The following is a 15,991-nucleotide window of genomic DNA, read 5'->3' on the forward strand; positions in this document are numbered from 1 at the left end:
GCAGAAGCAGAAGCGGAAACGGAAACGGAAACGGTCAGAAGGCGGTCGGAAGACGGTCAGGAAGCGTCCGGGAAGCGGTCAGGGAACGTCCGGGTCGTCGGGGTCCGGGGCGGGCGCGGTCGGAGTGGCCGGAGCGTCCAGCTGGTCGGCGAAGGCGCGCATCGCGTCGGCCAGTTCCTGCTTGGTGGGCAGCTGGTCCAGCTTGCGGTCGAGCTCGGTCAGACGCCGGTCGATCTCGTCCAGGCCGGCCGGGCCGGAGGGCGAGGGGGTGGGCGTGGACGGGGTGTCCGTCGCGTCGGGGCCGGTGCCGCCGGTCCCGCCGTCGGTGCCGCCGGTCCCCCCGTCGGCGCCGACGCTGGTCCCGCCGGAGACTCCGGAGCTGCTCCCGCCGGAGACGTCGCCCCCCGTGCCGCCCCCGGTGTCGGCGGGCTCCCCGGTGACCGGCGGCTGGGTGTACGACGCGCTCGGTACGGGAGTGGCGGGCTCCTCGTCCGAACCGGCCGCGAGGGCGATGCCGACGCTCAGTGCCACCAGGGCCGCCGCCCCCACGACGGCGACCGATATCCGTCTCGCGTGTAAGCCGCCCCGGGCGGAAGGTCCCTGGGACTCCTGAGGGTCGGGTGTACCGGAGGAGTGCTGTGTCTCGTCGATGTCCATGGAAGCGACGCTATGCGCCGGTCATCAGCGGACGATGGACTTCCGCCGATCTCTGTACCGCCCGGGCGTGACCCCCACCAACTTCCGGAAATGCCGGGTGAGATGAGCCTGGTCGTAGAAGCCGGCCGTTGCCGCGACCTCACCCGGCGGCCGCCCGTCGAGCAGGAGCCGGCGGGCGAGGTCGACCCGGCGGGCGGTGAGGTACCGGTGCGGCGCGATGCCGTACGCGGCGCTGAACGCCCGTACCAGGTGGGCAGGATGGGCCGACACGAGCCCGGCGGCCTCGTCCAGCGTCAGGCCCTGCACGACGTGTTCGTCGAGCAGCTCACGCAGGCGGCGCGCGAGGTCCGGGTCGCGGCGCGCGGCAGCGGTGGGCCGCCCTGCTCGCAGATGGGTCCGCAACCGCTCGCCGATCAGCGTCAGCCGGCTGTCGGCCTCCAGCTCGTCGCCCGGCCGGGCGAGCGCGGAGTGCAGCTGCCCGACCCGTCGGCGCAGCACGGGATCACGCAGGTCGGGCGCGTCGACGGCGGCCCCGATGAGGTCCTCGCCGAGCACCTCGGCGTCGAGGTACAGGACCCGCTTGCGGAAGCCGCCCGAGGTGGCCGGTGAGCCGTTGTGCGGCACGTGGGGCGGCAGCAGGGACACCGTGTCGTGCGGGGTGCCGTGCTCGTGCCGGTCGAGGTCGTACCGTACGGCGCCGTCGTCGACGATCAGCAGCGTCCACGCCTCGTGGACGTGCATCGGGTACGCGTACTCGGTGAAGTGGGCGTGGAAGACCTCCACGACGCCCGGGACGGCCGGACGCCAGGCGGAGACTTCCTGCCGGGGTGCCATGCAAAAAACGTACAAGACGAAGTCGTACGACGCCCGGCAGTCTCGCTGTATGACCACGAGCATGAACCCGAGCACGAGCACGAGCACGAACCCGAACGCGAGCACGAACCCGAGCACGGCCGCGGCCGCGGCCGCGAGCATGACAGCGGCCGAGAGCCCGAGCCCGGCCGAGAGCCCCAGCCCGGCCGCCGGCCCCGTCCGCTTCGACACGAAGATCGCCGTCCTGTTGCGCGAGGACCTGGAGACCTGGCAGCGCCTGAACGTCACCGCGTTCCTGGTCAGCGGCCTCGGTACGGCCTTCCCCGAGGTGATCGGGGAGCCGTACGAGGACGCGGACGGCGTGCGATACCTGTCGATGCTCCGCCAGCCGGTGCTGGTCTTCGCGGGCACGAAGGAGACGCTGACCGCCGCTCACGCGCGCGTGCTCTCCCGGTCCCTCCCGCGCGCGGTGTTCACGAGCGACCTCTTCGCCACCGGCAACGACCGCGACAACCGCGCCGCGGTGCGTGCCGTTCCGACGGCCGGGCTGGATGTCGTGGGCCTGGCGGTCCACGGCCCGAGGAACGCGGTGGACAAGGTGCTGAAGGGCGCACGGATGCACCCCTGACACCCGGGTCCTCCGGGCCCCCCTGACACCCGGGTCCCCTGGGTCCCCCTGACACCCGGGTCCCCTGGGTCCCCCTGACACCGGGGTCCCCTGGGTCCCCCTGACACCCGGGTCCCCTGGGTCCCCCAGACACCCGGGTCCCCTGGGTCCCCCGGGTCCCCAGCGTCCCCCGCGTCCGTCGCTCAGACGGCGCCGGCTGCCGCGGGCTCAGCGGCAGCGCCGGCCTTTCCGCCGAGGACGGTCCCCGAGACCTCGACCTGGCTCTCGACCTGGCTCTCGACCTGGCTCTCGATCTGGCCCTCGATCTGGCCCTCGACCTTGCCCTTGATCTCGCCTTCGGCCCGACCTTCGACCTTGCCCTCGACCTTGCCCTCGACCTTGCCCTCGACCTGGCCGTCTGCCTTGCCCTCGATCCCGCCCGGAAGGCGTCGCATCAGCACGGCGTATCCGACCCCCGCCGCCGTCCCCACGACCGCGCACATCCCCCACAGCCACGCGGCTCCGAACCGGTCGATGACGAAGCCGGACATCACCGGGGCGACCAGCGAGGCCACGGCCCAGGAGAGCGTGTACATGCCCTGGTAGCGCCCGCGCCCATGAGTGGGGGAGAGGCGGACGACGAGCCCGGTCTGGGTCGGCGCGTTGACGATCTCCGCCAGGGTCCACACGCAGACGGTGAGCGCGAAGACGCCGACCGACCCGGCGAAGGCGGTGAGCCCGAACCCGTACCCCGCGAGCACCGAGGAGACGACCAGCAGCCGCCGCGGGTCCCGGTGCTCGATGAACCGGGTGACGGGGATCTGCAACGCGACGATGAGCACGCCGTTGACGGCGATCGCCATGCCGTAGTCGGCCGGTGTGAACCCGGCCGCGCCCATCGCCACGGGCAGCCCCACGGACCCCTGCTGGAAGACGAGCGCGACGAGGAAGGACAGCCCGACGACGCTCATGAAGCGCCCGTCCCGCACCACGGCCCCCAGCCCGACGCTGTCCTCCCGTACGGCCTTCTCCTCCCGTACGGGCCGGGACTCGGGCAGCTTGAGGAAGACGACGACCGCGCAGACGAGGGTCATCCCCGCCTCGAGCAGGAACCCGGCGCGGTAGCTGACCTCGGCGATGAACCCGGCGGCCATGGAGGAGACGGCGAACCCGAGGTTGATGGCCCAGTAGTTGAGCGAGAAGGCGCGGACCCGGTCCTCGGGCCGCACGATGTCGGCCATCATCGCCTGCACGGCCGGCCGGGACGCGTTGGAGGCCATGCCGACCAGGAAGGCGACGCCGGCGATGGCGACGGGATGCTCCACGAACCCGAGCAGCGCCACGGAGGCGGCCGTCGAGGTCTGCGCGACGAGCAGGGTGGGCCGCCGCCCGAGCCGGTCCGCCATGACCCCGCCGCCGAGCGACGAGACGACCCCGCCCAGCCCGATCAGGGAGGCGACGAGCCCGGCGTACGAGGCGGAGTACCCGCGGTCGAGTGTCAGGTACAGCGCCATGAAGGTGGCGACGAAGCCGCCGAGCCGGTTGACGAGGGTGCTGGTCCACAGCCACCAGAACTCGCGCGGCAGACCGGAGAGGGTCTCGCGGGCGGCACGTCTCAGGACGGCGACGGACATGACGGATCCCCCGGGATGCAGTGGCTGATGCGAGTCGCTGATGTAAGTGGCTCAGGTGGCGCTCAGAACTTACGAGAAGCGAAGCGCCGGCGGCCACTCGATTAACGGATTCCGTCAACCGTCAGGGGGCCTGTCCGCTGTACGAGCGGGCGCACAACGGATCGGAGCGGTGGATTACGCTCATACGCATGGCCGACGCACCGTACAAGCTGATCCTCCTCCGTCACGGCGAGAGCGAGTGGAACGCGAAGAACCTGTTCACCGGCTGGGTGGACGTCAACCTCAACGAGAAGGGCGAGAAGGAGGCGGTCCGCGGTGGCGAACTCCTGAAGGATGCCGACCTCCTCCCCGACGTGGTCCACACGTCGCTGCAGAAGCGCGCGATCCGCACGGCCCAGCTGGCCCTCGAATCCGCCGACCGCCACTGGATCCCGGTCCACCGCTCCTGGCGCCTGAACGAACGCCACTACGGCGCCCTCCAGGGCAAGGACAAGGCGCAGACACTCGCGGAGTTCGGCGAGGAGCAGTTCATGCTCTGGCGCCGTTCCTACGACACTCCGCCCCCGCCGCTGTCGGACGACTCCGAGTTCTCGCAGGCCGCCGACCCGCGTTACGCGTCCATCCCGCCGGAGATCCGCCCCCGCACGGAGTGCCTGAAGGACGTCGTCGTCCGCATGCTCCCGTACTGGTACGACGGCATCGTCCCGGACCTCCTGGCCGGCCGCACCGTCCTGGTCGCCGCCCACGGCAACTCGCTGCGAGCCCTCGTCAAGCACCTCGACGGCATCTCCGACGCCGACATCGCGGGCCTGAACATCCCGACGGGCATCCCGCTGGCCTACGAACTGGACGCCGACTTCAAGCCGGTCAACCCCGGCGGCACCTACCTCGACCCGGACGCGGCCGCAGCAGCGATCGAAGCAGTCAAGAACCAGGGCAAGAAGAAGTAACGCAACACCAGCAAGCCCCCGACCTGCGACTTCCTCGCGGGGCGGGGGCTTTTTGGTGGGCCTGGGCCGTCTGTGGGCCGTCAGGTGCGACGACGCCAGCGGCGGATGCGGACGTCCAGGACGATCAACAGCGCCACGGGGACGGCGATCTCGACCGGAGCGTCGGCCCAGAGGGCGAGTGCACCGCCGGCCGTGCCGATGAGTGCGATCGGCAGGTCGCGGGGATGGATGTCGACGGTCACGCCGACGCGTGGGACCATGAGGCTCTCCAGCTGTGCTCGGTTCACTTGGCAAGGTGATTTCTGGGACGTGGCAATGGAGACGAATGCCGCCCCTGATCGGGCGGCATTCGTATGCCGCTGAAACTTTCCCACAGCCTCACGCGCCAGCCAAACGCGCAGCTAAAAGCCACTCTGTTCGCTTGCGTAGACGGACTGTCCACGATGGTGGACAGTCAGAGCACTCCAAGAATGCTCGGAGACTTTGAAGACTCTCCAATCTTTCCAGGAGTCTCCTTGTCGCCCTGCGCCGCTTCGTGCTGGATCCACAGTGCTCGCGCCGCGTTGCTGGTGCTGACCTGCGTCACCGCGCCGTCTCGTTCCCCCCCCCACGTTGCTACAGGGCATGCTGGCGGGGGTTGGGGTGCTCGTGGACCAGTCGCGGTCTGGGTTCCCGGTTTCCCAAATCCGCTTTGCCAAATCCGTTTGGCCAAATCCGTTTGGCCAAGTCGGTTTGGCTAAGTCGGTTTGGCTCAGCCGATTTGATCCTAGATTTTGGAACCTAGATTTGGACTGCGAAACGGATCTCAAATGTGAGGATCCAAATCGGACACCGTTTGGGGTCGACTGCTGACAAGCTAGCTAGAGCTCCTGCGATCTGAAGATCGCACTGACTGCCTTGCGCGTGCGCTCCTGGCTGGACGGCATCAGATGCGCGTACACGCGCAGCGTCAGCCCCGGGTCCGAGTGGCCGAGGTACTCGGCGAGAGCCTTGATGTTCTCTCCGGCGTCCAGGAGCACCGAGGCGTAGAAGTGGCGGAGCGCGTGCATGCCGTTCTCTCGGGACTCGGCGTACGACTCGCCAGGCTTCCGCTCGGGGATCACCCCGGCCGAGGCCAGCGCCCGCTTCCACGCCTCCTCGTTGAGGGACGTCCGCCGGACGTGACCACTGCGCGGCCGGGTGAAGACCGGCCGCTTGGTCGCCGGAGGCCCGTCCGTCACCTTCCACGGCAAGGTGATGTCGACCGGCGGGAACCGCCTCATGTGGGCCCGCAGGGCATCAGCGACCGGCCTGGGAAGCGGCACGTCCCGGAGCTTGCCACCCTTGGGTGGGGCGAAGACTGCCTTGCTTCGGCTCAGCTTGAGTTGCTGGACCACGTGGAGCGTGTCCGACGCGAAGTCGATCGCGTCGACGGCCACACCGAGGATCTCACCCTGTCGCAGGCCGCAGCCGCCACCCAGGTCGACCATGGCCCGGAACCGCTCGGGCATGCCGGCCCGGACGGCGAAGACCCGTTCCGGCGTCCAGGGAGCGACGCGCCTGTCATCGACGGTCGGCGGCCGGACAGAGCGAGCGGCACATGGGTTCCGGGGACGGAGGTCAGGCCGCCGGCCGCAAGGGAGATGAGTATTTTCCACCACCTCCGCCATGCGCCGGATCCTCCTCGCCACGGTGCTCCGTTCGGTTACGGACTCGGCCCCATCGCCATCGTGTGTCTCCCCACCAGTCCCCGTGTCGGGTTCATCCCCAGGGCGTTGCGAAGTCCCCCACGACAACCGGACTGCGTGAAGCGACAGTTGGTCGCGGATGCGCTGCACCAGGGTCTGCCACTGCCACGTGAAGCCATGCCTCTCCTTCGGTGTGCCCCACAGGGGGCGAGTTCCTGGATCACTCGCGCACGCGGCATCCACAGGCGCAGCAACCGCTCCCCGCTCCCCGCTTCGGGCGCTCGGGCGCCGGGCCATCCCCGGGGGGCACGGGGACAGCCCGTCGCAGCCCTGGGGCGGTGAGGCGTCGTGTGGCGGGATCGCCGCCGTGGCATGCTGAAAACGAGTGGCATGAGGGGCTCACCGGCCTCGGTGCGCACAGCGCGGCCGTGGTCAGGGACTGCGGCCGGATCGTGTGGACACGGCGTTGACACATGCCCTCGCCGGACGTTGACTGGCAGCACGGCGCCGGGCCACGCCACTTCGGAACACACGTGATGCATTCAGCCTTCCCACCTCGCCCAGACCTCGCGGGGACCCACCTGACGGACCACAGCGAGGCGGCCATGACCGTTGCACGGCCCATCAGAAGCACGGCGCAGGCGATGGAGGGCACGGTCACCGAAGAGCTCGGCCACGTCACCCGGAACAGGCGACCGCAGCGCCGGGGCAGGATCGACCGGGTGGCCGGAAGTCTGAAGCAGGCAGTCGAGAAGACCAAGAGCGCCTTCGGGCGGGACGAGAGCGGCATCCGATGATGTACGACCAGACACGCGCCCAGCAGCCCGCGGGACAAACCCGTGTCCCCGCCGAGCGCCGCACCGCCGGCTCGGAGCCGCTGCTTCCGAAGTCCGACCGGGACGGGATCCTCCTGCGCCTCGGGCACGCCCTCAACACCTTCACCGACACCCCGCGTGAGGCCCTGGAAACGGCGGAGAGCGCCTATGACGAAGCCGTCGCCCAGCTCGTGAACGCCCTCGCGGAACAGCGGCGTGTCCTGCGCGCCGGCTGGGAGGACCAGGACCTCGAAACCCCGTCCGACGAACTCCGGCAGGCGATGAGGCAGTACCGGGAGATCACCCAACGACTGCTCCAGCTCCAGGGCTTGTCCGGAGCGTCATAGGCCGCTCCGAGGCGGAATGCGGGACGCGAGCAGCGCGGACAGTACCGAGAATATTTCGCACACCGGCTTCCTCGCCGGTTCGTTCTCGGCGAGAAACGAAAGCGGGCCGCCACAGAGGCGGCCCGGAGACGGGTCCGCGTCATGTCGGCGACCTCGCACCCGACCCTGCCGCACGTTCAGCCGGCCGGAGCCCCGGCCACGCGTCTCACACGGAAACCGACGGTACGTCCCGTGGACTCCTTGAACGGTGCGCGGTGGCCCCGTTCCCGGGCTCCGCTGCGGTCCGCTTCCGACCGGCCCGCGTAATGGTTGTTCTGCCACGTAGCTCCGACACCGTCGGCAGCCTCGGGCCCAGGCGGGTGCGGGGCTCCGGACCGGCTGGCTTGTGCGGGAGTTGCACTGGCGTGCACGGACTGCCGCACTCGGGTGCCCAGACCCTTCGCCTACCGGATACCGTGCGGTGCCCCGGACATGAGCGAGCCACGGTGTTTTTGCATCGTCCGCATCCTGGGACCCGGCGACTTCGGCCCGTCCGCCACCCGGCACGAGGGCTATGCTGCTGTGCAGACGTCCCAGACCCCGGCGGCATGCTGTTGCTGAACGCAGATGGCTGCGGGGTGCGGACTCTTCGTCTGTCACCCGGCGCATCCCTGGAGGGAACCGGGTGGGCCTACCGTCCTGCTACGCAGGTTGTCGGACCGGCCGTTGCTCTGTCTCCGCCGAACGTACGCCCTGTCGGCAGCGCGCCCAAAGGGCCGGGACCCCGGCGCCGCCGCGCCCGCTGCCGGATGGTCTTCCGAACCGAGGCGTCATGCTCCTTCCCCAGCTCACCGTGTACCGCCATGCCCGAAGGAATCGGGCGCTGATCACCCTGTCGGGTGACATCGACCTCGACTCCGCGCCGCTACTACGTGCTTCCCTGGAGCGGTGCCTGCGCGACGGCAGCCACACCATCGACGTCGACCTCACCTCCGTCCGCTTCTGCGACTGCAGCGGCCTCAACGCCTTCCTCCGCGCCGCGCAGCAAACCACCGCGGCCGGCGGGGCCCTGCGGTTGCACCACCCGCCGCCGATGCTGGCCCGGATGCTCGAGGTCACCGGCTGCGGCTTCCTCCTCGGCCCTGCGTTCGGCCCGCTGCCATCTCCTCCCGGAGACGCTCCTGCCGCGCCCGCCCCAGCCCCGCCGCACGGGCCGGTCCCACCGGCGCCTGTTCTCCTGGACGATGTCCGATGACGGTCCGCCCTCGGCAGCAGCAGTCCTGGAAGCCCGAAGGCGTCGAGGCGTCCGCCATCGTTCCGGTGCGATCACGTCGGCCTCCGGTACGCGGCGACGGCTCCTTGTGGCTCGGCCTCGACGGATCACTGCCACGTGGCATCAGACAACTCACAGTGCCGAGAGCGGCTTTCGCGCTCGGTGGCATTCCGATCCGGCCGCACCCGCGGGCCCGTGTCCTCGTCTCTCCCGCGCAGGAGGGGCCGTCGACCGGCCACCAGGCGTCACTCGACGCCACCTTGGCGGACCGGGCCGATCGTCCGCCCTCCGCTGTGCTCTTCTCCCCCGGGCGGCTGTACCTTGCACGGCTCCACAGTCCGGCTCGCCCCACCACGTTGCGTGCGCCGGCAGTCCCCCTCGGGGAAGGAACCACGGCGAGGCTGAAGCGCCTTGTCACGATGCCCGGAGGCGGTGGCCCGAGTGGGCGCTGACAGCCGGTCGGGCCGCATCCAGTTACTGGTGGCCGAGCAGGCCGCCCGGCGTGGTGCCCGGGTCGGTGTGGTGGACGTGTGCACCGCGGCCGTGGCCGCACTCCCGGTCGCAGGGGCCGGACTGTCGGCGATGTCCCGGACCGCGGCGAGCCACCCGCTGTGCAGCACCGACGACATCAGCCGACAACTGGAAGAGCTCCAGCTCACACTGGGCGAGGGGCCGTGCGTGGAGGCCTTCGCGCACGGCTCGGCCGTCCTGACACCCGATCTGCTCACCGTCGAACTGCAGGATCACTGGGCAGTGTTCGCCGATGCGGCCCTGGAGGCCGGAGCTCGCGCGGTCTTCTCGCTCCCCCTGCAGATGGGGGCGATCAGCCCGGGAGTTCTGGACCTGTACGCCGACACTCCGACCGTGCTCGACTCGGAGGAACTGGCCGACGCACTGGCGTTCGCCGATCTCGCGACCCTCCTCCTGCTCGATGCGAGGATCGACGAGACGGGCGCACCGCCCGACGGGCCGGTGCCGCACCGCGGTTTCGAGGATCTGGGCGCATACCGGGCGGAGATCGACCAGGCCGCTGGGATGCTGACGGTCCAGCTCGGAGCCGGCATCGATGAGGCCTTCGTCCGGCTCCGGGCCCACGCCTATGCGCGGGGACGGCGGCTCGCCGACGTGGCTGCGGACGTGGTGGCCCGCCGGGTTCGTTTCCCGCCGGACGCGGAGCCGGATCAGACCGAGGAGGCAACCTGACGTATCGGTGCCGGCCGTGGAACGTGCCGTACTTCCCGCCCCTTCGGGCAGGGACTGGTCTCAATCGAGGGTGCCCACGATGGATCAACAGCTTCTGGCCAAGACCTTTGTCGAGCTGGCCGACAATCTGGTTGCCGACTTCGACCTCATCGACTTCCTGCGCCTGCTGACCGACCGCTGCGTCAGCATGCTCGACGCGAGCGCCGCCGGGGTGCTGCTCGCCGACCGGGACGGCAAACTCCGCGTCATGGCCGCCTCCGACGAACAGGTGCGGGTGCTGGAGCTCTTCCAGCTCCAGAACGACGAAGGCCCCTGCCTGGAGTGCTTCCGCACCGGCGCACCGGTGATCGTCCACGACCTGACCAGGGAGATCGACCGCTGGCCGCGCTTCGTCACGATGGCCCACCGCAGCGGATTCGGGGCCGTCCAGGCCCTGCCCATGCGCCTGCGGGAGGAGACCGTGGGCGCCCTGAACCTCTTCCGCGCCGCCTCTGGCCCCTTCGACCCGCCCGCCACGCTCATCGCCCAGGCACTGGCCGACGTCGCCACCATCAGCCTGCTGCAACAACGCACCGCCCAGCGCAGCACCGTGCTCAACGAGCAGTTGCAGGCGGCGTTGCACAGCCGGGTACTGATCGAACAGGCCAAGGGGAAGCTCGCCGAACGCCAGGGCGTCGACATGGAGCGGGCGTTCAGCGCGTTGCGCGGCTACGCCCGCGCCCACAACCGGCGCCTGGCCGATGTGGCCCGTGCTTTCATCGACGACTCCGAACCCCTCGCCGGACTGGAGGCCTGACCCACGCCCCGGGCACGGGCCCGCTGCCCTCTGCGCCGTCCTCGACCAGACGGTGCGGTTCCGTGGTCATGACGTGGATCGGTCGCGTCAGCTCGGTGTCGGCTTGAGCTCCGACTCCTCGGGAAAGCGTGGTCGGCCTCGATGACCAGCATCCGGAAGAGGCCGGTCTGTTCAGCGGGCCGGGCGCCGGGTGGAGCGCCAGATGGAGCGGGCCGCCAGGTAGAGCAGATCGACGATGAGAAGCAGGACGCCGATGGACATCAGGTAGAGCATGCCGTCGACGGCCGCGCCGATGGCGACCAGCGCGATTCCGGCGATGATCAGGGTCAGGAAGAGGACCATGACGGGATGCCTCCTGGGAAGGAACCGACCGGTGTCCGCGTGGTCTCTCGGCGGCGGCGGGACCCGCTGTGCCTGCGCTCGACGTCGCGTCGGCCGAGGAGTGGTACGTGACGGCGTCGGCGCACAAGGCCGCTACCAGTGGTGGCGGCGTCCGCCGAGCGTGCCCCACCGGCCCCGGGGTTCTCGGAATGATGCCGACGACAACCAAGGCCGGTGTCTCCGAGGGTGCCGACAGCGATGCGAGTGCGCCGGACGACGGGCAGCTCGTCCGATCCTCCGCAATCCGGAACGCCCGGGTTTCGGGAATCCGGGACGCCTCGCAGCCGGTACCCCCATGTACCCCATGGGGCTTCGGCCCAGGGGATCTCAGGCGGTGCGCCGGGCGCGGTGGCGGGCTTCACGGAGTCGGACCTTCGAGGGAAGGCGGTCCAGGCCGGCCGAGTCTCGTGCGTGTGCGAGTGCTTCCCGGCTCAGCCGGCCCAGGGTCCGCGCGGGATCCGCGTAAGGCTCCAGCAACAGCCGCACGCGTGCGGTCGGAGCGGTACGCCGGCCCGTCAGCCGGACATGCGCCCGCGAGACCCCTTCCTGGGCCTGCGCCTCTTCCTCGATCGCGTCCTCCAGCGTCCGGCCGTCGAGTCGGGCCACGGCGCCGTCTTCGCCGTCGACGAGGATCCGGTCCAGGCGGTGTCTGCGTTGCGCAAGGAGCCACCACAGCAGCAGGGCCAGCAGCACGGCGAGCACCGCGATGACGGTCGGCCACCACCAGCCCTCTTCCCGCCACCGGGTACGTCCCTCGGCGCCCAGCACCACATCGTCCGGCCCACGGAAGGGCCACCAGCCCGGCATGCCGAAACCCCAGCGGCGCTGCAGATCCAGCCCGCCCAGCAGCACGCCGCTGCCCAGAGCGAAGAGTCCGAGGCCGAGAAGCCCCAGCAGCACCCGGTTCACCGTCTTGCGCATCAGGATCGCCTCAGCCCTTCTTCGGGCGCCGGACGCGCACGGTCAGCTTGGGTTGCCGGGCGAGACCCAAGAACGTCACGGCTTCGCCCAGCGTGGCGTCCAGGTCGGCGCGAACCTCCTGGAGGTCACGGAAATGTGCCCGTGCCCGGGCTGTGACCTTCCGGCGGCCGACATCGACCTGCGCCGACCGGACACCGGGCACCTGCATGGCCCGGTCGCGCAGAACCAGGGCGGCCGCGCGGCGGTCGAGCCCGGCGCGGACCTCCCCTGTCCCGGGGGTACCGGTGGGCTGCCGCATGGCCAGCAGTTTGCGCAGTCCCGGCGTCACGGCCAGCAGGAAAAGCCACAGGCCGAGGGCCATCGCCACTGCGGCCCCGACGATCATCCAGATGTCGTCCAAGGGCCGTGTGGCCAGTTCCTCGGCGAGCCGCCGCCGCCAGCGCATCGCGGACCGGCCTGCCCGCACCGAGACCACGTCGTACAGGAGCAGTCCGACGGCCGCGGCGGACAGCAGGGCCGCCAAGGCCGCGGGAATCCGCCGCGCCGACCAGAAGCGGCGCGCCGACCGGCCTGGTCCGTCGGTCGCCACCGTCGCGCCCGTGCCCGGGGCGCCATCGGCGGACGGAGCCGCCTCCGCGGAATCGGAGGGAAGGCCGCTGTCACCGGTCGGCTGCCGCCAGGTGTTCGCGCTCATCTCACCCTCCCCTGGTCCGAGTGCCGCGCCTGCACCGAGTGCAGCCTCTCGACCGACACCGCGAGGTCGGAGACCTCCATGCCGGCCCATGTCCTGAGCCGTTCCGTCACCTCCCGGCGCACCGCGGCGCACTGCGCCCCGATGTCGGACGGATAGCCGAGCTCGACGGCGATGCGCAGCCGCGCCCGGCCGAGCACTGCCTGCCGTCTCGCGGCGGGTTCGGCGTCTCGTCCTGCGGCATTCCGCTCCGGTGCCCACCGCACGGATGTGGTCACGCGTGGCGTGCGGCGGCCGGGTGGTACATGGCCGGCCGACGCGGTGAACCGGCTCAGCGCCTCGCGCGCCACGTGGGAAGCGATCTTCGCAACGACTTTGTCGGCGACGGTGATCGCACCGCGCTGCCCGCGGGGGATGCCCGGACGCCGATCTGCTTCACCGGTCACTGCCGCCAGTCTCCCCGAGTCCGTCGCCGGTCATCGCGGATCCGCTCCTGCCGGTCCCGGCGGCGGACGAAGTCGCCCGGTTCGAGATCACCTTCCGTGAACCGCCCGACCAGGAGACCGGCGACACCCAGCCCCAGCACCAGCAGGAAAGCCCAGAAGTCACCGAAATACGCCGCGAAACCCAGCGCCATTCCGGCCATCAAGCCCACCACGGCCCTGCTCATCACGCGCTCCTTCACTTCAAGCGGGCTGCCCCGCGCGCGCCCCGCCTACTGGATCCGCTGCCGCTCTTCCCCTTCGTCCTCCTCGTCGGGCAGCTTCACGTCGCCGACCATGATGTTGACTTCCACGACTTCCCGGCCCGCCATCCGCTCCACCGCGGAGATCACGTTCTCCCGCACCGCACCGGCCACGTCCGTGATCGAGACGCCGTAGTCGACGACGATCTCCAGATCGATGGCCGTCTGCAGCTCTCCGACCTCGACACTGACCCCGCGCGTTGGGGACCGGCCACTGCCGGCGCCGGGCATCCGCTCCCGCATGGACCCCATCGAGCGCGCGAATCCGCCGCCCAGGGCATAGACGCCGAGCACGTCGCGTGCCGCCATTCCGGCGATCTTCTCCACCACCACGTCGGCGAGGGTCGTCCGGCCGCGGGAACCGGGCGCACCGCCAAGCTTCACGCCGGTGTTCTCAGTCATCGGGACATTCCTCCCTACGACGCTCACATGGCACTCACCGTTGAAATCATAGTCGTCTTAATGCGTTTTGACCGACTTGCGCACCGTGAGGGGGGTGGCCCAGCGAGGGAGAGGCTGGTGGAAACCGAGGCGTGGACGCGGGCAGCACGGCACCAGCTCGACCTGGGCCGGCTCCTCCCGCTCGGCGGGCCCCATGACGGGACATGGATCACCGAGCAAGCGGCCGTCCGGGCTCTCGGGCACGCTGCCGCCGGGATTCCCGGTGTTCGGCTGGAGTCTCTGCGCGTCGGGTCGGCACCGTTCGAGCCCGTGTCCGAGCCGGCCGTCCGTCCGCCGGCCAGTGCCCTGCCGCCTGGCCCGCTCAGGATCGAAGCCGCGTTCGGTGTGGATTGCGACGTCTGCACCAACAGAAAGGCCCTCCTGCCCCGCCGTATTGCACCCCTGGCCGAGACCGGCCGTCTGCGACGGCGGCTCGGAAGCCGCACGGCAGAGCGTGATCACCCCCTGCCGGCGCAGCTCCGCGGCGGCGCTCAGCCCGACCGGGCCGGCTCCCGCGATCAGTACGTCGGTCGTTCCGGGGTGTGTCACGGGTGCCTCCCAGTGCGGTGCCCGGCCCCCGGAACGGTCCCGTCATCCATGGTCACCCGCGGCGGCCGACGGGCGAGCCGGGCAGGTCGCCGCCACGGTCGACCGTTTGTTCCGATGTGCGGGGTTCGGTCGATGTGGCCGGTTATCGTCACCGATGCGTCACAGATCGACCGTCGGAAGAACCCGATTGCCCGCCTGTTCTGTCTGTGTCGACGGATGGCACACGGGTGCCGAGGACCGACGCCCTCGGCGATTCGGATTCGGGGGCGCAGCATGCAGTACGGGAACACCAACGAGAACGCGAACACCGACGAGAACACCAACGCCGACGCGAACATGAACACGAACAGGAACGGGCACATGCGCTGGAACAGGTTCGGAATTCGGGCTTCCGTGATGGCGGCCGTCGTGGCCTCCACCGCTCTGATGGTGACGGGATGCGATGCGGGGGAGTCCTCCAGCACCTCCGTCGATCCCGCCTCCGCCGGCCCCGCCTCCGCGACACCCGCCCCCGTGACCTCACCTTCCGTGGCCTCCCCTTCCGCCTCGTCCCCCGAGAGCGACGCTGTCGTGACACCCGCCGTGGCCGGTTCCCCGGGCGGCGCCGCGCCGGTCTGTTCCGCGGGGAGCCTGAAGGTCGCCGCCCGGCAGGCCGCCGATCGGCCGGCCGGTACGGGGATCGGGGCGGCGGTGGTCGAGTTCACCAATGGCTCGGCCAAGGCCTGCGTCCTCAAGGGTCATCCGACCGTCGCGGGGGCCGGCAACGGCTCTCCCGGGAAGAACTCCCCGCTCTCCGTCACGACGACCGGATCCGCCTCGCCGGTGAAGCTGGCCCACGGCGGCAAGGCGTGGGTGAAGCTGACCTTCGTGCAGGTGCAGGGGGAGGCCGACGGGTTCTGCGAATCCGGTGCGGAGCCCGTGGTGTACCCCACGCTCGTCGTCGGACTGCCGGGCTCGGGCAAACACCAAGTCGCCCTGGACGACGGCCTGTTCGCGGAGTGCGACAACAAGGTGACCGTCACCGCCGTATCGGCGGTCAAGCCTTCCTGACCCGCCTCGGCGCCCTTCGGCGGACGCTCCCACGGTTCTCACACCGTCAGCGGCACCGGGTGGATCTCGTCCGCCATGTGGCCGGTGCGCTCGTGGACGCGGAGGACGGCCTCCGCCGAGGGCGCTTCGGAGAGGCAGTAGACCGTTCCGGACTCCGGGTCCGCCCAGGCTCGGTCGAAGTGCACACCCTCTTCGCCCTCGATGGCGAGGTCCGCCCGGTGGGCCTCGAGGAGCTGGTCGGCGGTGATGCCCTGCATGCCGTGGTGGACGTCCATGAAGCGGGTCATGACTGCCCGCCCCCTTCCGGTCATCGTCGTGCCTGTGCCTGTGCCTGTGCCTGTGCCTGTGCCTGTGCCTGTGTCGGCGCTTGCGCGCCGGCTCTTCCATGCTGCGCTCGCGCTCCCCGCGCGGCGACCGGACGAGGAGCGGCCCGGGCATGACGAGGGGCCCGGCGCCGATATCGGCGCCGGGC

At 70.5% G+C, this 15,991-nt stretch carries 20 protein-coding genes and 1 pseudogene; 8 read left to right on the forward strand and 13 right to left on the reverse strand.

Annotated features, from left to right (window positions below):
• Positions 1-78: 78 nt before the first annotated feature.
• On the reverse strand, positions 79-549 hold the full coding sequence (locus ACFWBD_RS35545) for a hypothetical protein (protein ID WP_385676300.1): 471 nt from the start codon (positions 547-549) through the stop codon (positions 79-81).
• 132 nt (positions 550-681) lie between these two features.
• On the reverse strand, positions 682-1,491 hold the full coding sequence (locus ACFWBD_RS35550) for an AraC family transcriptional regulator (protein WP_385676302.1): 810 nt from the start codon (positions 1,489-1,491) through the stop codon (positions 682-684).
• Between the two features lie 139 nt (positions 1,492-1,630).
• Here ACFWBD_RS35550 and ACFWBD_RS35555 point away from each other — a divergent pair, with 139 nt between their 5' ends.
• On the forward strand, positions 1,631-2,098 hold the full coding sequence (locus ACFWBD_RS35555) for a DUF2000 family protein (protein WP_385676347.1): 468 nt from the start codon (positions 1,631-1,633) through the stop codon (positions 2,096-2,098).
• Between the two features lie 182 nt (positions 2,099-2,280).
• On the opposite strand, the gene ACFWBD_RS35560 is transcribed toward ACFWBD_RS35555, so the two are convergent.
• On the reverse strand, positions 2,281-3,711 hold the full coding sequence (locus ACFWBD_RS35560; RefSeq protein ID WP_385676304.1) for an MFS transporter: 1,431 nt from the start codon (positions 3,709-3,711) through the stop codon (positions 2,281-2,283).
• 188 nt (positions 3,712-3,899) lie between these two features.
• Here ACFWBD_RS35560 and ACFWBD_RS35565 point away from each other — a divergent pair, with 188 nt between their 5' ends.
• Positions 3,900-4,661, forward strand: a complete 762-nt coding sequence (locus tag ACFWBD_RS35565; protein ID WP_384122215.1) for a phosphoglyceromutase — start codon at positions 3,900-3,902, stop codon at positions 4,659-4,661.
• An 80-nt stretch (positions 4,662-4,741) separates the two neighbouring features.
• Here ACFWBD_RS35565 and ACFWBD_RS35570 read toward each other — a convergent pair whose 3' ends face one another.
• The gene (locus ACFWBD_RS35570) at positions 4,742-4,948 is read right to left on the reverse strand and encodes a hypothetical protein (protein WP_385676307.1); all 207 of its coding nucleotides are present in this window, start codon (positions 4,946-4,948) and stop codon (positions 4,742-4,744) included.
• A 573-nt stretch (positions 4,949-5,521) separates the two neighbouring features.
• Positions 5,522-6,253, reverse strand: a pseudogene (locus tag ACFWBD_RS35575) (tyrosine-type recombinase/integrase); the annotation flags it as partial.
• 680 nt (positions 6,254-6,933) lie between these two features.
• On the opposite strand from ACFWBD_RS35575, the gene ACFWBD_RS35580 reads away from it, so the two are divergent.
• From ACFWBD_RS35580 to ACFWBD_RS35600, 5 genes are all read left to right on the forward strand, one after another.
• A complete protein-coding gene (locus ACFWBD_RS35580) occupies positions 6,934-7,125 on the forward strand; it encodes a CsbD family protein (RefSeq protein WP_385676310.1) in 192 nt (63 codons plus the stop codon).
• A complete protein-coding gene (locus tag ACFWBD_RS35585; RefSeq protein WP_385676313.1) occupies positions 7,122-7,490 on the forward strand; it encodes a hypothetical protein in 369 nt (122 codons plus the stop codon). Before ACFWBD_RS35580 ends, ACFWBD_RS35585 begins: the two co-directional genes overlap by 4 nt.
• An 811-nt stretch (positions 7,491-8,301) precedes the next feature.
• Positions 8,302-8,724: an STAS domain-containing protein gene (locus ACFWBD_RS35590; protein WP_385676316.1), complete on the forward strand. Its 423-nt coding sequence runs from the start codon at positions 8,302-8,304 to the stop codon at positions 8,722-8,724.
• Between the two features lie 459 nt (positions 8,725-9,183).
• Positions 9,184-9,945, forward strand: coding sequence for an ANTAR domain-containing protein (locus ACFWBD_RS35595; RefSeq protein WP_385676319.1), 762 nt, complete (start codon positions 9,184-9,186; stop codon positions 9,943-9,945).
• A 79-nt stretch (positions 9,946-10,024) separates the two neighbouring features.
• Positions 10,025-10,741: a GAF and ANTAR domain-containing protein gene (locus ACFWBD_RS35600; RefSeq protein WP_385676322.1), complete on the forward strand. Its 717-nt coding sequence runs from the start codon at positions 10,025-10,027 to the stop codon at positions 10,739-10,741.
• Between the two features lie 171 nt (positions 10,742-10,912).
• Here ACFWBD_RS35600 and ACFWBD_RS35605 read toward each other — a convergent pair whose 3' ends face one another.
• The 7 genes from ACFWBD_RS35605 to ACFWBD_RS35635 all read right to left on the reverse strand — a co-directional run bounded on the left by ACFWBD_RS35605 (position 10,913) and on the right by ACFWBD_RS35635 (position 14,469).
• Complete coding sequence (locus ACFWBD_RS35605; protein ID WP_385676325.1) at positions 10,913-11,083, reverse strand: hypothetical protein; 171 nt, start codon at positions 11,081-11,083, stop codon at positions 10,913-10,915.
• A 366-nt stretch (positions 11,084-11,449) separates the two neighbouring features.
• A complete protein-coding gene (gene amaP / locus ACFWBD_RS35610; RefSeq protein ID WP_385676328.1) occupies positions 11,450-12,043 on the reverse strand; it encodes an alkaline shock response membrane anchor protein AmaP in 594 nt (197 codons plus the stop codon).
• A 10-nt stretch (positions 12,044-12,053) separates the two neighbouring features.
• Complete coding sequence (locus tag ACFWBD_RS35615; protein WP_385676330.1) at positions 12,054-12,737, reverse strand: DUF6286 domain-containing protein; 684 nt, start codon at positions 12,735-12,737, stop codon at positions 12,054-12,056.
• Entirely contained in the window at positions 12,734-13,180 is a 447-nt protein-coding gene (locus ACFWBD_RS35620; protein ID WP_385676332.1) for an Asp23/Gls24 family envelope stress response protein, read from the reverse strand. The genes ACFWBD_RS35615 and ACFWBD_RS35620 overlap by 4 nt, the downstream gene beginning before the upstream one ends.
• Positions 13,177-13,404, reverse strand: a complete 228-nt coding sequence (locus ACFWBD_RS35625) for a hypothetical protein (protein ID WP_385676335.1) — start codon at positions 13,402-13,404, stop codon at positions 13,177-13,179. The genes ACFWBD_RS35620 and ACFWBD_RS35625 overlap by 4 nt, the downstream gene beginning before the upstream one ends.
• Positions 13,405-13,449: 45 nt before the next feature.
• Entirely contained in the window at positions 13,450-13,881 is a 432-nt protein-coding gene (locus ACFWBD_RS35630) for an Asp23/Gls24 family envelope stress response protein (protein WP_385676338.1), read from the reverse strand.
• Positions 13,882-13,938: 57 nt separating this feature from the next.
• Complete coding sequence (locus ACFWBD_RS35635; protein ID WP_385676341.1) at positions 13,939-14,469, reverse strand: FAD-dependent monooxygenase; 531 nt, start codon at positions 14,467-14,469, stop codon at positions 13,939-13,941.
• A 360-nt stretch (positions 14,470-14,829) separates the two neighbouring features.
• Here ACFWBD_RS35635 and ACFWBD_RS35640 point away from each other — a divergent pair, with 360 nt between their 5' ends.
• Entirely contained in the window at positions 14,830-15,519 is a 690-nt protein-coding gene (locus ACFWBD_RS35640; RefSeq protein WP_385676350.1) for a DUF4232 domain-containing protein, read from the forward strand.
• 38 nt (positions 15,520-15,557) lie between these two features.
• On the opposite strand, the gene ACFWBD_RS35645 is transcribed toward ACFWBD_RS35640, so the two are convergent.
• Positions 15,558-15,806 (reverse strand): SCO4226 family nickel-binding protein, encoded by a 249-nt coding sequence (locus ACFWBD_RS35645; protein WP_351766656.1) that lies wholly within the window; start codon positions 15,804-15,806, stop codon positions 15,558-15,560.
• Between the last annotated feature and the right edge of the window lie 185 nt (positions 15,807-15,991).

Origin of the sequence: Streptomyces sp. NPDC060002 (genome assembly GCF_042737245.1) — a bacterium.
Taxonomy (GTDB): Bacteria; Actinomycetota; Actinomycetes; order Streptomycetales; family Streptomycetaceae; genus Streptomyces.